This window comes from Almyronema sp., from assembly GCF_052168255.1.
Lineage (GTDB): Bacteria > Cyanobacteriota > Cyanobacteriia > Phormidesmidales > Phormidesmidaceae > Sphaerothrix > Sphaerothrix epifaneia.
Genome location: NZ_JBQLZL010000027.1, coordinates 29,169 through 43,241, shown reverse-complemented (window position 1 = coordinate 43,241; position 14,073 = coordinate 29,169). Strand labels below are relative to the sequence as shown.

General features: G+C 52.9%; 12 protein-coding genes. All 12 read left to right on the top strand.

What is annotated here, in order from left to right; all coding sequences use genetic code 11:
• Nucleotides 1-101 precede the first annotated feature (101 nt).
• The 12 genes from ACTS3T_RS04670 (at nt 102) to ACTS3T_RS04615 (ending at nt 14,061) form a co-directional block, all read left to right on the top strand.
• Nucleotides 102-350, top strand: a complete 249-nt coding sequence (locus tag ACTS3T_RS04670; RefSeq protein ID WP_377960875.1) for a hypothetical protein — start codon at nt 102-104, stop codon at nt 348-350.
• 47 nt (nt 351-397) lie between these two features.
• On the top strand, nt 398-1,675 hold the full coding sequence (locus ACTS3T_RS04665; protein WP_377960877.1) for a lipid-A-disaccharide synthase: 1,278 nt from the start codon (nt 398-400) through the stop codon (nt 1,673-1,675).
• Nucleotides 1,676-1,751: 76 nt separating this feature from the next.
• Nucleotides 1,752-3,815 carry a prolyl oligopeptidase family serine peptidase gene (locus ACTS3T_RS04660; RefSeq protein ID WP_377960880.1) on the top strand — a complete coding sequence of 688 codons (2,064 nt, stop codon included), beginning with the start codon at nt 1,752-1,754 and terminating at the stop codon, nt 3,813-3,815.
• Nucleotides 3,816-3,886: 71 nt separating this feature from the next.
• The gene (gene lepB / locus ACTS3T_RS04655; protein WP_377960882.1) at nt 3,887-4,978 is read left to right on the top strand and encodes a signal peptidase I; all 1,092 of its coding nucleotides are present in this window, start codon (nt 3,887-3,889) and stop codon (nt 4,976-4,978) included.
• Between the two features lie 101 nt (nt 4,979-5,079).
• A complete protein-coding gene (locus ACTS3T_RS04650; RefSeq protein ID WP_377960884.1) occupies nt 5,080-6,804 on the top strand; it encodes a cation:proton antiporter in 1,725 nt (574 codons plus the stop codon).
• Between the two features lie 24 nt (nt 6,805-6,828).
• The gene (locus ACTS3T_RS04645) at nt 6,829-7,230 is read left to right on the top strand and encodes an ArsR/SmtB family transcription factor (RefSeq protein WP_377960887.1); all 402 of its coding nucleotides are present in this window, start codon (nt 6,829-6,831) and stop codon (nt 7,228-7,230) included.
• Between the two features lie 102 nt (nt 7,231-7,332).
• Nucleotides 7,333-9,294: a heavy metal translocating P-type ATPase gene (locus ACTS3T_RS04640; protein WP_377960890.1), complete on the top strand. Its 1,962-nt coding sequence runs from the start codon at nt 7,333-7,335 to the stop codon at nt 9,292-9,294.
• Between the two features lie 13 nt (nt 9,295-9,307).
• Nucleotides 9,308-9,886 carry a hypothetical protein gene (locus ACTS3T_RS04635; RefSeq protein ID WP_377960892.1) on the top strand — a complete coding sequence of 193 codons (579 nt, stop codon included), beginning with the start codon at nt 9,308-9,310 and terminating at the stop codon, nt 9,884-9,886.
• Nucleotides 9,887-10,494: 608 nt separating this feature from the next.
• Nucleotides 10,495-10,620, top strand: a complete 126-nt coding sequence (locus ACTS3T_RS04630) for a hypothetical protein (protein ID WP_377963981.1) — start codon at nt 10,495-10,497, stop codon at nt 10,618-10,620.
• A 106-nt stretch (nt 10,621-10,726) separates the two neighbouring features.
• Nucleotides 10,727-11,668 carry an isopenicillin N synthase family dioxygenase gene (locus ACTS3T_RS04625; protein WP_377963979.1) on the top strand — a complete coding sequence of 314 codons (942 nt, stop codon included), beginning with the start codon at nt 10,727-10,729 and terminating at the stop codon, nt 11,666-11,668.
• Between the two features lie 99 nt (nt 11,669-11,767).
• The gene (gene crtD / locus ACTS3T_RS04620; protein ID WP_377963977.1) at nt 11,768-13,273 is read left to right on the top strand and encodes a C-3',4' desaturase CrtD; all 1,506 of its coding nucleotides are present in this window, start codon (nt 11,768-11,770) and stop codon (nt 13,271-13,273) included.
• A 134-nt stretch (nt 13,274-13,407) separates the two neighbouring features.
• Nucleotides 13,408-14,061, top strand: a complete 654-nt coding sequence (locus ACTS3T_RS04615; RefSeq protein WP_377963975.1) for a DUF3318 domain-containing protein — start codon at nt 13,408-13,410, stop codon at nt 14,059-14,061.
• Nucleotides 14,062-14,073: the final 12 nt, after the last annotated feature.

Here is a 14,073-nt window from a genome sequence, read left to right as displayed (position 1 = left end):
CAAAAGCAATTTTTTGTATCATTGAATACAGAAAAGAATTGAATGATCATAACTCTCAGGCAAACCCCAAACAATTGCGATCGCCTGGGAAAGGCAGACAAATGGCAAAGGGTGCTCCGCTTTTTTTGATTGAACCGCGATCGCTGATGGCTGCGATCGCGGATTTACAGCACTGCGCTGCCCAGTTGCAGGCAGGGCAGTGGGTGCCGTTAGCGGCTTCTGTGCCGTTTGAGAGTGCCGAAGCTTTACTTTTGTGTCGGCAGTGCAATGGCCAGTGGATAGCCTGGATTCCAGACTACGGCGAAGTTAGCCTTTGGCCGATCGAACTTGATTGTCATCCGTCTGAATAAGCCAATAGCCGAGTATAGTCGGAAAGACCTTTGTTACGCATGCCGCTATGCCGCCGCTAGATATTTTGATTTTGTCGAACGGGCCGGGCGAAATTACGACCTGGGTTAAGCCCGTACTGCGATCGCTGCGTCAGCGGGTTCCCAGCCATGAGCAGGTGAGAATTTCGCTGGTGCTGTCCCCCTGTCCCCATGCCAGTGGCCGCGAAGCCCAAATTGGCCAAAGCTACCCAGAGGTTGATCGCGTTCAAGCAGCCGAGCATTTTTGGCAATTTCTGCTGCGGGGCAAAACGGCGGCAGCTTGGGATTGGCGCGATCGCGGCGTGGTGCTGTTTCTCGGTGGCGATCAGTTTTATGCGCTGGTGATTAGCAAGCGTCTGGGCTACAAAAGCGTCATTTATGCCGAGTGGGATGCCCGCTGGCTGCGCTGGCTCGATCGCTTTGGCGTTATGAATGGGGCTGTGATTGACCGTAGCCCGCGTCAGTATCGGCACAAGCTGGCGGTGGTGGGCGATTTGATGAGCGATGTTCGCCAGGTGGCGGCTTCTGAGTCGCTGCTACAGTCGCTCGATCTCAGCGCTGAGACAGAATTAATCGGTCTGTTACCGGGGTCTAAACCCAACAAGCTAGAACAGGGAGTGCCGCTGGTTTTGGCGATCGCTGACTACCTCAAGCAGGCTCGTCCCCAAACTCGCTACGTGATTCCGGTCGCGCCAACGCTCGACTTAGAAACGCTAGCCCGTTACGCCGATTCGAGTTTTAATCCGATTGTGCATTTGGTTCACGGCCCGCAAACCCAACTGGTCAGACCTGCGGCAGGGGCGCTTCCTTATCTCAAAACCCAGGCGGGAACCCAAGTCTTTTTGTGGCAGCCCTTTCCAGCCTACGACGTTCTCACCCAATGTCGGGTTTGCGTTACCACCGTTGGCGCTAATACCGCCGAACTAGGGGCGTTAGCCGTGCCGATGGTGGTGCTGCTGCCAACGCATCAGCTAGACGCTATGCGCTCTTGGGATGGACTGCCGGGAATTTTGAGCGGGTTGCCCGGTATTGGCCGACCGCTAATTAAGCTGTTTAACCTGGTGGTGTTAGGGATTTTGCAGCGATCGGGCAAACAGTTTGCTTGGCCCAATATTTGGGCAAAACGAGAGATCGTACCCGAGTTATGGGGCCGTTTGAGTGGGCAGTCGGTGGGCGATCGCTTGCTGGCCTATCTTACCCACCCCCATCAGCTAGAAGCCATGAGCCAAGCCTTGCAGCAGGTACGAGGTACACCGGGGGCGGCTGACAAGCTAGCTGATCTGGTTTACGAAGACGCTGAAGTTTAACAGCGCTGTCAGATCGAGGCGGGACTTCTAAAATCAAGTTAGGCGTTTGACCTTCATCCAAACAAAGCAATTTTTTATGCTGCAACAGCCGCTTAGCTATCCGCAAACCCATCAGAGCGACCAAGTCGATGTATACCACGGCATTGAAGTGCTCGATCCCTATCGCTGGCTAGAAGACCCCAGTGCAGAAGCGGTGCAGCAATGGATTGCCGCTCAAAATCAGGTGACTTTTGGCTATTTAGCCGATTTGCCTCAGCGCGATCGCATTCAGCAGCGTTTAAGCGAACTGTGGAACTACGAGCGCTACGGTATCCCTTTCAAACGCGGGGGACGCTACTTTTACTACAAAAATGACGGCTTGCAAAATCAAAGCGTCCTTTACACCCTAGCAACTCTAGACGCTGAACCCCAGGTTTTGCTCGACCCCAACACCCTCTCGGAAGACGGTACAGTTGCCCTCCAAAGCATCGCCATTAGCGAAAATGGTGCTTATCTAGCCTACGGCTTGTCTACTGCCGGGTCAGATTGGGTAGAGTGGTACGTACGCGAAATTGCTACAGGCCAAGACTTAAGCGATCGCCTGCAATGGGTCAAATTTTCCGGCGCTTCCTGGACGCACGACCACCAAGGCTTTTTCTACAGCCGCTACGACGAACCCGACTCGGCCACCAAACTCGAAGCCGTTAACTATTACCAAAAGCTTTACTATCATCGCCTGGGCACCTCTCAAGCTGAAGACGAGCTAATTTACCAGCGTCTCGATCAAAAAGAATGGGGATTTAGCGGCGGTGTAACGGATGATGGCCGCTACTTGATTATTTCAGTCTGGCGAGGCACCGACCCGCGCAACCTGGTGTTTTACCAAGACCTGCAAACGCCCCACAGCGAAATTGTGGAGCTAATTTCTGAGTTCGAAGCCGAATATAGTTTTATCGATAACGAAGGTTCCCGCTTTTGGTTTCGTACCGACTTAGACGCCCCTAAAGGCAAGCTCATCGCCATCGACATTACTCAACCGCAAAAGTCGCACTGGCAAACAGTGATTCCTGAGACAGAAGAAACGCTGCAAAGTATCGGTTTGCTGAACCATCAGTTTGTGGTGGACTATCTCAAAGATGCCTACACAGCAATCAAAATTTTTGAGCTAGATGGCACCTTCGTTAGAACAGTGGCGCTACCCGGCATTGGTTCAGCAGGCGGTTTTGACGGCAAACGAGAAGACACCGAAACCTTTTATAGTTACACCAGCTTCACCACCCCCAGTACCCTCTACCGCTACGACATGCGCACCGGGGAAAGTACCCTGTTTCGGCAACCGCAGGTAGATTTTGACCCGGCTGCCTACCAAACCGAACAGGTGTTTTACACCAGCCGCGACGGTACACAGCTACCGATGTTTATCGTCCACAAAAAAGGACTAGCGCTCAACGGCCAAAACCCAACGCTACTCTACGGCTACGGCGGCTTTAGTATTTCACTAACCCCTAGCTTTTCGGTAAGTAACCTGGTCTGGATGGAGCTAGGCGGTATCTACGCGGTTCCAAATTTGCGGGGCGGCGGCGAATACGGCGAAGATTGGCACCTGGCTGGCACCAAACTCAACAAGCAGAACGTGTTTGATGATTTTATTGCCGCTGCTGAGTGGCTGATTGAGCAACAATACACCTCTGCTGCCAAACTGGCGATGATGGGGGGCAGCAATGGCGGGTTGCTGGTAGGAGCTTGTATGACCCAGCGTCCAGAGCTGTTTGCGGCGGCGCTACCGGCTGTAGGGGTTATGGATATGCTGCGTTTTAACCAGTTCACCATTGGCTGGGCTTGGGAGTCTGACTATGGTTCACCTCAAAATGAAGCTGAGTTTGAGGCGCTCTATGCTTATTCCCCTTTGCACAACCTCAAACCAGGAACTGACTACCCGGCTACGCTCATTACCACGGCTGATCATGATGATCGGGTGGTACCAGCCCACAGTTTTAAGTTTGCCGCTGCTTTACAAGCTGCTCACCAAGGTAGCCGTCCGGTGCTGATTCGCATTGAAACCAAGGCTGGACACGGTGCGGGTAAGCCCACTAGCAAAATCATTGAAGAAGTGGCTGATAAGTGGGCGTTTTTGTTAGACAATTTGGCCGTCACCGACTGAGGCGGCCTGTGGCGAGGGAGGTTGCCGCCAAACGTTTGATCGGGTAGGGATGGCTAGCACATCTAGACAAGATGCGTCATCCTGGAGGCAATGAGCCAAAGTCACTCAACATGCGATCGCGTCTTTACGTGAGCACCCAGAAGTCGCCGAATCCCTGGGTTGCTGTCAACCTCTCGGCTTTGTTTCCCGGTTTGGGTCAGCTCTATATGGGCAACCAGGGGTTGGGTCTGTGTTTGATTTTGGCAGAAATTGGGCTGATAGGTAGCGCCATTTGGTCAATTTTTGCCCCCGCAGGCAACACCTTAACGGGCTTGCTGCTGTTGGGAATCGCCTTTGGCCTCTACCTGTTGGGTATTTGGCAGACCTACACTCTGAGCTTAGCACCGCCGCCTTCGGGGTCAGCGCTGGGGCCGCGAGACGCTTGGTATGGCATTTTTTTGTCTCAAATTTTGCCCGGTTTGGGGCATCTGTACTTTCAGCAAGCAGTTGTCGGCGGTAGTTTGCTGGTTGTCGGCATTGGGCTGGCGCTGATGGCAAATCGCTATCCGTCTTTGATGGTGCTACCGCCTTTTATCTGGGCGTTGGCCTGCTATCATCTTTATCGCACTCAGGCCAGCAGTAGCCAGCGTCGTCCTTGGGCGATCGCGGTGGTCGTGGCAGGTCTAATTATGATTCGTCTGATTGTGGGGACTATCCCTGGTTGGATTCAGCAATCTGTTGAGCAGTGTATTATCCCCAGTGAGTCGATGCTGCCGACGCTACAAGTAGGCGATCGCCTGTTTGTGCGCAAAAATCCGTTTTATCGGCCGCAGCAAGGCGACATCGTCGTGTTTACTCCCCCCGTGGCAGCGCTAGCCGAAACAGACGTTTTGCCTAACGACTTACTGGTTAAACGAGTGATTGGCTTACCTGGGCAGACGGTACAGGTAGAAGCGGGTCAGGTTTGGCTCAATCAGCAAGCGTTGAGCGAACCCTATCTTTTGGTGCCCCCCAACTATCGCTGGGGCCCAGAAACCATACCCGCCAATACCTACTTTGTGCTAGGCGACAACCGCAATCTTAGCGGCGACTCTCACGTCTGGGGCTTTTTGCCGCGCTCAGATATTCTCGGTGAAGCCTACAAAATTTACTGGCCACCTGGCCGCATTCAGCCGCTAAGGTAAGGACTTGACAGGGTTAGGATAGGAAGGCCGCTTTTTCTCCTGACAGTTCCCGGTTTATCCCTGACCTGTTTGCTTTAGACACTCAGCTTTACAAATAACCTATGGCTGCTGAGCATCATTTCATTTTAGATTTAACGCTGGCTTTGGGATCTTCAGCGGTGGGCGGCTACTTGGCCTATCGGTTTAAGCAGCCAGCACTTTTAGGGTATCTGGCGACCGGGCTGCTGGTGGGGCCTTATGGATTTGGGTTGCTGCAAGATGTTGAGCAAATTCAGTCTTTGGCGGAAGTTGGCGTGGCCTTTTTGCTGTTTGCCTTGGGGGTGGAATTTTCGTTAGCCGAACTCAAACGGGTGAAAAATATTGCTCTGCAAGGGAGTTTGCTGCAAATTGGCTTGACCACCGGGTTAGTTGCCGCGATCGCCCTTTGGTTTCAATGGGCCGATTCCCCCATTCAAGGAATTTTCCTGGGTCTGGTTTTGTCGCTGTCGTCTACTGCCGTTGTGCTCAAAACGCTGGTTGAACGGGGCGAAACCAATACTGTCCAGGGGCAAATCATGCTGGCAATTTTGATTGCCCAAGATCTGGCCTTAGGACTCATGCTTGCTTTTTTACCCGCCCTGACTCAACCCGAACAGCTTTGGCAAACGCTGGCAGCCGCTTTGCTCAAAGTCCTGATTTTTCTAGGCGGGGCGATCGCGGCGGGGCGCTGGCTTGTGCCGCAACTGATCCAAAAAATTGCCGCCACTGAAAACAGCGAACTGTTTTTATTGACGGTTATTGCCCTTTGTCTGGGGGTCGCCTGGATTACCGCCGAGCTGGGGCTATCCATTGAAATGGGTGCTTTTGTGGCGGGTTTGATGATTGCTGAAATTGATTATGCCGATCAGGCTTTAGCGAAGGTGTTGCCCCTACGAGATACTTTTGCTTGCTTGTTTTTTGCCTCTATCGGCATGTTGATTGACCCACAGGTACTTTGGCAAAATTGGGGGCCGATTTTAGGGCTGGTAATGCTGGTAATGTTGGGAAAAGCCGCCATTATTTTGCCCATTGTGTTGCAATTTGGCTATTCGTTTAAAACAGCGATCAACGCCAGCTTTGGCCTGAATCAAATTGGCGAGTTTTCTTTTGTGTTATCGCTGGTGGGGTTTGAAATGGGGCTTATCGGTGAGCAGCGCTATTCACTGCTGCTGGGCACGACAGCCATTACCCTGGTGCTCACCCCGCTTTGGATGAAAAGTGCTGCCAGATTTGCCGATCGCTTTGCTCAAGTGCCCTTGCTCAAACAGTATCTCAAGCAGCGCGAGGAACCTCGCTTGCTATCGGTGCCTGAAACGCTGCGAGATCATGTCATTGTGGCTGGCTATGGCCGAGTGGGGCAGGTGATTGTCAACATCTTGCAAAGTCGCGGCTATCCGGTGTTGGTGGTAGAAAACAGCGAAGCAGCGATTCAGCGCTTGCGTCATCGACAAATTCCCTACATTTTTGGTGATGCTGACGCCGAACTGGTGCTAGAAAAAACCCACCTTGAAACGGCCAAAGCGCTGGCGATCGCGTTGCCAGATCCAGCCAGTGCCCGGTTGTTGCTACAGCGAGCGCTAGGGCAAGCCCCCCAACTCGACATTATTGCCCGATCCCACAGCAATCAAGAACTCGATCTCCTAACCCAAATGGGCGCTAGAGAGGTGGTACAGCCAGAGTTTGAAGCCGCGTTAGAATTGGGATCGCACTTACTTAAAACGCTGGGGGAACCCCCTCAGGCTATCCATGCGGTTTTAGACGGTATCCGCCGCGATCGCTATCGCAGCATTCGCCCTGCTAGAGAATAAATCGCCGGGCCTAAATCAATCATAATGAATCACGCTAATTCAGCTACTTCCTTCAATGCGCTCTCAGCAGCGCCTGTCTGCAAAGACTCTCTGGTTCACATAGACAACGTTCGTCAGGTACAGCCCCAGGTTTTGCCCACCGAAAAGGCACAGCGCATGGCTGAATTTTTTGGCGTTTTGGCCGATCCGAATCGTCTGAAGTTGCTGTCGGCTCTGGCCAAGCAAGAACTTTGCGTCTGCGACCTAGCTGCCTTAGTCAAAATGGGAGAATCAGCCGTTTCTCACCAGCTTCGCCTTCTCAGAAGCTTACGTTTGGTGCGTTATCGCAAACAGGGGCGCAATGTTTACTATCGCCTAGCCGATGATCACATCATGAACCTGTACCGAGAAGTGGCAGAACATTTAGATGAACCAGGAACACCTTGAGAATTTGACCGTAAACGCCTAGCAGCCATGCGGCTAAAAAAGTTTTATGCTTTAATATCTGAATACATGTTCAGATATTGAGCCTAAGGCATCCGCATCGCCATGAGCCATCATCCCTTACCCGCTAACAACCTTGACTCAGCTACGCCAGTAGCCGCTGCTCACGCTCACTGTTGCGGCTCTGAACACCATCACGCAGAAGCTGAATTTGATCTTTGGCAGCAACTTCGTCCCTTGGCGATCGCTCTGGTGCTGTTCCTGGTGGGCTTGGTGTTTAATCAGCCCCTACACAATACGCCGCTAGCCATTGCCGAATATGCTGTGCTGATGCCAGCCTATCTCATCAGCGGCTGGAGTGTTTTGACGACGGCTGGAAAAAACATTTTGCGAGGGCGGCTGTTTGACGAAAATTTTTTGATGACGATTGCGACTTTAGGCGCGATCGCCATTCACGAAGTGCCCGAAGCTGTTGCTGTGATGCTGTTTTTTCAGATCGGTGAGCTGTTTCAAGGTTTGGCAGTAGGGCGATCGCGGCGATCGATTAAAGCCCTGCTAGCAGTGCGCCCAGAGGTTGCCAACCTCAAAGTTAACGGCCAAATTAAACCCGTAGCGCCTGAAACAGTGGCCGTTGGCAGTCTGATTGTCGTAAAACCGGGCGAAAAAGTGCCGCTCGATGGCGAAGTCGTCGTCGGTGAATCGCAAGTTGACACTTCAGCGCTGACTGGAGAATCAATCCCCCGTCAGGTCACACCCGGAGAAACGGTTCTAGCGGGCATGATCAATCAGTCGGGTGTTTTAACGCTGCGCGTCACCAAGCTCTTTGCCGAGTCGTCAATTGCTAAAATTCTTCACCTGGTTGAAAACGCCAGCAGCCAAAAAGCCGAAACCGAAAAATTTATTACCCGCTTTGCCCGCTACTACACGCCCGCCGTGGTTTTGATTTCTTTGGCCGTTGCCAGTTTGCCGCCGTTACTCATTGCGGGGGCAACGCCCGCCGTATGGACTTACCGCGCGTTGGTTTTGCTGGTTATTTCTTGTCCTTGTGGGCTGGTCATTAGCATTCCCTTAGGCTACTTTGGCGGCATTGGTGGGGCAGCTAAGCAAGGTATTTTGGTAAAAGGCGCAACTTTTTTGGATGCGCTCACCCAGGTTAAAACCGTCGTATTTGACAAAACTGGCACGCTGACTCAGGGCAACTTCAACGTCACGGCACTAGTCACGGACAATGGCTTTTCGCCTGCACAGCTTTTGGAATGGGCCGCGATCGCTGAGATGCATTCTAACCATCCCGTCGCCCAATCGATTCGAGCCGCCTATGGTCAACCGCTTGATCCAGCTAGTGTGCAAAACTATCGAGAAATTTCTGGACACGGTGTACAGGCTCAAGTAGGCGATCGCCAAGTGCTAATCGGCAATGATCGGCTGCTGCACCGTGAAAATATTCCACACTCGGTTTGTGTGGTTGACGGCTCGGTAGCTCATTTAGCGGTTGATGGCGAATATGCCGGACACCTATTAATTGCCGATCAGCTCAAAGTTGACGCCGTCGAAGCGATAAAAGCCCTGCAGCGCCAGGGTATTCGCACCGTTATGCTGACAGGCGACAGTCAAAGCGTTGCCGCTGACATTGCTGGTCAGCTAGGGCTAGACGAGTATCAGGCTGAACTTCTACCCGAAGACAAAGTCAGCGCGCTAGAAAAAATGCTGCAGCAAACCCAACGCTCTGGCAAAGTAGCTTTTGTCGGCGACGGTATCAACGATGCCCCGGTGATTGCCAGAGCAGATGTGGGCTTGGCGATGGGCGGCTTAGGTTCTGACGCCGCCATCGAAACTGCCGATATTGTGATTATGACGGACGCCCCCGCAAAAGTGGCTGAAGCTATTCACATTGCCCACCGAACGTTGCGTATCGTTTGGCAAAATATTGGGTTAGCGCTAGGAATTAAGCTTCTATTTATCGGGTTGGGGGCTATGGGGCTGGTGAGTCTTTGGGCTGCTGTTTTTGCTGATGTAGGCGTGGCGCTATTGGCTATTCTGAATGCAGGCCGTGTTCTCAATCGCTAATTTCCCTCTGCCCATGACTGCCCTCAGCCAAGCGGTTGCTTATTTGACTTCTACCCAGACTTCACCGCCGGCGGCGGCAGCCGTCGTTGCCGACCTATTACTGGCTGAAAAAGCAGCCAAGTCAAGCCCAGCTACCTACCCAGCCCTATGGGGCACCTGGCGTTTAGGCTTTGTTACCGGAACCCGAAAAGCTCGGCAGCGGGCTGGGGTTACCCTGGGGGCAGGGCGATTTTTGCCCCGCTGGCTGAACATTACGATTACCTACGAACCGACTGAACCGACTGCAACAGGCGATCGCGCTCAGGTCAACAACCGGGTGCGGTGTGGCCCGTTCGATCTACAGGTGAGTGGCCCAACGCGCTTCTGGCCGCAACAGCGTATCTTGGCTTTTGACTTTACCCGCTTGTCGCTCAAGCTGGGTAAGCAGACGCTCTATTCTGGCTTTATTCGGCAAGGTCAGGGGCGCGAAGCCGAGTTTTACCAGCAAGCGCTGAAAGATCAGGCTTTCTTTAAATACTTTTTAATTCGTCCTGACTGTATTGCGGCTCGCGGACGCGGCGGCGGTTTAGCCCTTTGGGTAGCAGACCGTTGAAATTGTCTAGGCTGGAGCGATCGCCTAGAGATTGACTCAATTCTATAGCTATCGCTAAAGGCAGCGGGCAGCCAGAAAGCTTTTCTGGCAAGAATGCTATTAGTGGCTCGCGGCTAATGGCTACAGCCATACTGACTCACGCGGGGCAATGTTCTAAGCGATCGAGCCTACCTGACAAGTTGGCCGCTTGCTGATCGAGCCGGGGGTGATTGCGATTTCACGCTAGGCCAAGAATTTGAGGAACTTGTGAAAGGATAAACAAAGCGGCGATCGCCTAGCGGCTTAACCCAAGGCGTTATATCAATTCTCGATTTTGGATTTTCGATTTTGAATTGAACAGTCTTTGCTCTGCATACGTTTCGTCAGTCTCATCTGTACCTTTCTTTTGAAGAATCGGTATTAGCTGAGTCCACCAATGACTCGCGTGTTAGCCAGCGCTGCCCTGAGCGATGCGAGAGCCATAGCTGAGAAAAATCAATTTGCAGTGTCTTTTCTAAACTAATCTTTTCGGAATCTGTATGACTTCTTTATAGAAAAGGGATGGCAAGGAGCCAGAATCAGGGCACCTTGGAAGAGGCGTTCAGCAAAGGTTTTTTAGGAGGCCAGTTATGGTTTCGTCTTTCCTCAACGAGCATTCTTTTTCACTGTTGGTTTCGGCAGGCAGCATCTTTATCTGCACCTGCGCCTGCTGGATCATGGCTTATCGTTTGAGCCAAGCTTATTCTCAACGGTAGGGGCGATCGCGCGATCGCCTGATAGAGTGGCTGCTTTGTGGGATATCTGAATCAAATGCCTTGGCTGATTTGATAACCTAAGAGGCACAGCAGTTAAGGCAGTGCTATGCCAGAGACTCAGGGCGATCGCGCCATTCCCCTTCTCAACTTCAAAGCGTTTACCCAGGGAACACAGACCGAGCGGGCAGATTTTGTTGACAACTTGGGGCAAGCCTTAGAAAAGATCGGTTTTTTCGCCTTAGAACAGCATTCAGTTGCCGCGCCGCTGATTCAGCAAGCTTATGAAGCAGCAGCACTCGTTTTTCAATTGCCAGACGCTATTAAGCAACAGTATGAGCGGCCTGAGTTAAAAGGGCAGCGAGGATTTGTGGGTTTTGGCCGAGAACATGCCAAAAACTCGCCGTACCCCGACCTTAAAGAATTTTGGCATGTTGGGCGATCGCCGTCTGCTTTAGGGGCTAATCTTTGGCCTGTTGAAGTGCCTCAGTTTCAAACCGTGATGACGGCGCTGTTTCAGCAGCTAGAAGTCTGTGCCGCCGTTTTGCTAGAAGCTTGTGCGCTCTATTTAGACCAACCTCGTACCGCTCTTCGCGACCTGGTACGCCAGGGCGATACGCTGCTGCGAGTTATCCACTATCCCCCCCTGCCATCAACCGCCGCTGCTGCTAGTTTGCGGGCTGCTGCCCACGAAGACATCAACTTAATCACGCTGCTGTGTGAAGCAACGGCACCTGGCCTGGAATTGCTGCAAACCAATGGCGACTGGTTGCCGATTCAGGCTCCGCCCGGACACCTCATTGTCGATACGGGTGATATGTTGCAGCACCTGACCAATGGCTTGTTTAAAAGCACCACCCACCGAGTGGTTAACCCAGAGAATCAGGGCGATCGCCGCTTTTCTCTGCCCTTTTTTGTGCATCCCGCCGCCACGACCAATTTAGCCCCGTTAGCTGTCTGCATAGATCGTACGGGCGGCATTGCCCGCTACCCAGCGGTGAGCGCTGGCGACTACCTGCACCAACGTCTGCAAGAAATTGGTCTGGCTTAGCGGCCTTCCTTTAACCAGCGGCCAACTTTTGGCCGTTGGTCAGCGATTCAAAACCGGGCAAGCTAGACTAAAAGAATATTAAGAAATGTAAATAGGTTTATGCCCAACCAGCAAGGTCAAAAAGTTGTCGTGATTGGGGCTGGCATTGGCGGACTGACCGCAGCAGCGCTCCTGGCTAAACGTGGCTACGAGGTGCAGGTGTTTGAGCAGGCAGCGATGCCGGGTGGGTGTGCTTCGACCTTTAAGCGGCGCGGCTTTACCTTTGATGTGGGCGCAACCCAGGTGGCTGGGCTAGAACCGGGGGGCATTCACCACCAAATTTTTGCCGAACTGGGCATTGAGCCACCCGCTGCAACGCCTTGTGATCCGGCTTGTGCAGTGTATCTGCCAGGAGAAACCGCACCGATTAACGTCTGGCGCGACCCGCAACGATGGCAGCAAGAGCGGCAGCGGCAGTTTCCGGGTAGTGAACCTTTCTGGCAACTGCTAACCTCGTTGTTTAATTACAGTTGGCGATTTCAGACGCGCCAGCCTGTCTTGCCCCCTCGCAATCTATGGGATATGGGGCAACTGCTCCAGGCTGTGCGCCCGGATACTTTGCTGACGCTGCCCTATACCTTTTCAACGGTTGGTCAGATCTTGCGGGGGTATGGCTTAGAAGGCGATCGCCGTTTGCAAACGTTTTTAGACATGCAGCTAAAGCTGTACTCCCAGGTGAATGCTGATGAAACAGCCTTGCTCTATGCCGCGACTGCGCTGGGCGTCTCGCAAGCGCCGCAGGGTCTTTACCATTTGCAAGGCAGTATGCAGGTACTCAGCGATCGCCTGGTTGTGGCGCTAAAGCAAGCGGGCGGACAGATTCATCTACGTCACAGCGTAGAAGCTATTCAAGTTGAGCAAGCTCACGCTAGCGCAGTCGCGGTTCGTAATCAAAAAACAGGAACCACCTGGACGGTAGCGGCTGACCATATTATTGCCAACGTCACTCCACAAAATTTGGTGAAGCTGTTGGGCGCGGCTGCCCCCCCAGGCTACGAACGGCGGGTAGAGAAGCTGCCTCCTGCCGCTGGGGCGTTTGTCGTTTATTTGGGTGTTGAGCAAGCCGCCCTGCCGCCAGACTGTCCGCCGCACCTACAGTTTCTCTATGATTACGCAGGGCCGATTGCAGAAAACAACTCGCTGTTTGTTTCTGTCAGTCATCCGGGGGATGGCCGTGCACCTGCAGGTAAGGCTACCGTTGTGGCTTCTTCGTTTACTGATGTCAATCTCTGGTGGCGATCGCCCGATTATGCCGCCTTAAAGCAGCAGTACACCGAAACTGCGATCGCCAAGCTCAGTCAGTATTTTGATTTACGAGCCGCTAATTTGATCCATGTGGAAGCGGCTACACCGCGTACGTTTCAAAAATTTACAAACCGCGATCGCGGCATTGTCGGTGGCATTGGGCAGCGGGTTTCAACCTTTGGGCCATTTGGCTTTGCCAATCGAACGCCGATATCGGGGTTGTGGCTAGTGGGCGATGGGACGCACCCAGGAGAAGGGACGGCTGGTGTGAGCTATTCAGCCCTCACCGTTGCCCGCCAAGTTGCCGCCACAGCTCGCTAAGACAGACGTGAGATTTTCGTTACACTAAAGTATGGGCTAACGAGTGCTTGCTTCATTCTTTGGATAAGACTGATATACTCCGAACAGCTAGCTGCTTGTCTGTAATATTGGGTTTGTTGACGAGTTGACGACTTATGACATCTTACGCCACCTCCACCGCCCGGGTTGATATGGGCGAACTGCGCCGCCTCAGAGGACTTTTGCCCCCCGAACTGCAAAGCTGGGTCACGGTAGAACCTGCAACTGACGTTGCGCCGCCTTTGGTTACCTGTGAAGAACTCGGCAAAGACCAGGTCGAAATTCAGATTGATCTGGCAAAGTGGGAGCAGTTAGCCCTAGATCAGCGCAATCTCCTGTTCTGGCATGAGGTGGCACGCATTCAAAACGATACCATTCCTCGCGATGGCTGGGAGATGGCTGCCCTAGCTATTGGCTTAGGGGGCGCAGTAGGTGAATTGTGGGTGCAAGATGGCCTGCTGCTGGTTTTGGCTTTGGCACTGTGCGGCATTTCCGGCTTCCGGCTCTATCGTCGCAACAACGGGCAGAAAACGCTGCAAGAGTCTATTCAGGCTGATGAAAAAGCGATCGCGATCGCGACCCGCTTTGGCTATAGTTTGCCAAATGCCTATAAGAGCTTGGGCAGCGCACTGAAAACTTTGATTGAGCAAACGCCCCGCAAACGCCAGCGCGATCGCTACGTCAAGCGTCTAGATGCTTTGAAAAAGAGCGCCGCTCGAGCTAAAGATCGAGTTAAAAGCGATCGCAGCGCTTCCCGCCCTGCTTACTAAGCCTTCAGGCTA

Coding starts and splice junctions, on each gene's coding strand:
- ACTS3T_RS04670 (WP_377960875.1), top strand. CDS start 102: ATGGCAAAGGGTGCTCCGCTTTTTTTGATTGAACCGCGATCGCTGATG.
- ACTS3T_RS04665 (WP_377960877.1), top strand. CDS start 398: ATGCCGCCGCTAGATATTTTGATTTTGTCGAACGGGCCGGGCGAAATT.
- ACTS3T_RS04660 (WP_377960880.1), top strand. CDS start 1,752: ATGCTGCAACAGCCGCTTAGCTATCCGCAAACCCATCAGAGCGACCAA.
- lepB (WP_377960882.1), top strand. CDS start 3,887: ATGCGTCATCCTGGAGGCAATGAGCCAAAGTCACTCAACATGCGATCG.
- ACTS3T_RS04650 (WP_377960884.1), top strand. CDS start 5,080: ATGGCTGCTGAGCATCATTTCATTTTAGATTTAACGCTGGCTTTGGGA.
- ACTS3T_RS04645 (WP_377960887.1), top strand. CDS start 6,829: ATGAATCACGCTAATTCAGCTACTTCCTTCAATGCGCTCTCAGCAGCG.
- ACTS3T_RS04640 (WP_377960890.1), top strand. CDS start 7,333: ATGAGCCATCATCCCTTACCCGCTAACAACCTTGACTCAGCTACGCCA.
- ACTS3T_RS04635 (WP_377960892.1), top strand. CDS start 9,308: ATGACTGCCCTCAGCCAAGCGGTTGCTTATTTGACTTCTACCCAGACT.
- ACTS3T_RS04630 (WP_377963981.1), top strand. CDS start 10,495: ATGGTTTCGTCTTTCCTCAACGAGCATTCTTTTTCACTGTTGGTTTCG.
- ACTS3T_RS04625 (WP_377963979.1), top strand. CDS start 10,727: ATGCCAGAGACTCAGGGCGATCGCGCCATTCCCCTTCTCAACTTCAAA.
- crtD (WP_377963977.1), top strand. CDS start 11,768: ATGCCCAACCAGCAAGGTCAAAAAGTTGTCGTGATTGGGGCTGGCATT.
- ACTS3T_RS04615 (WP_377963975.1), top strand. CDS start 13,408: ATGACATCTTACGCCACCTCCACCGCCCGGGTTGATATGGGCGAACTG.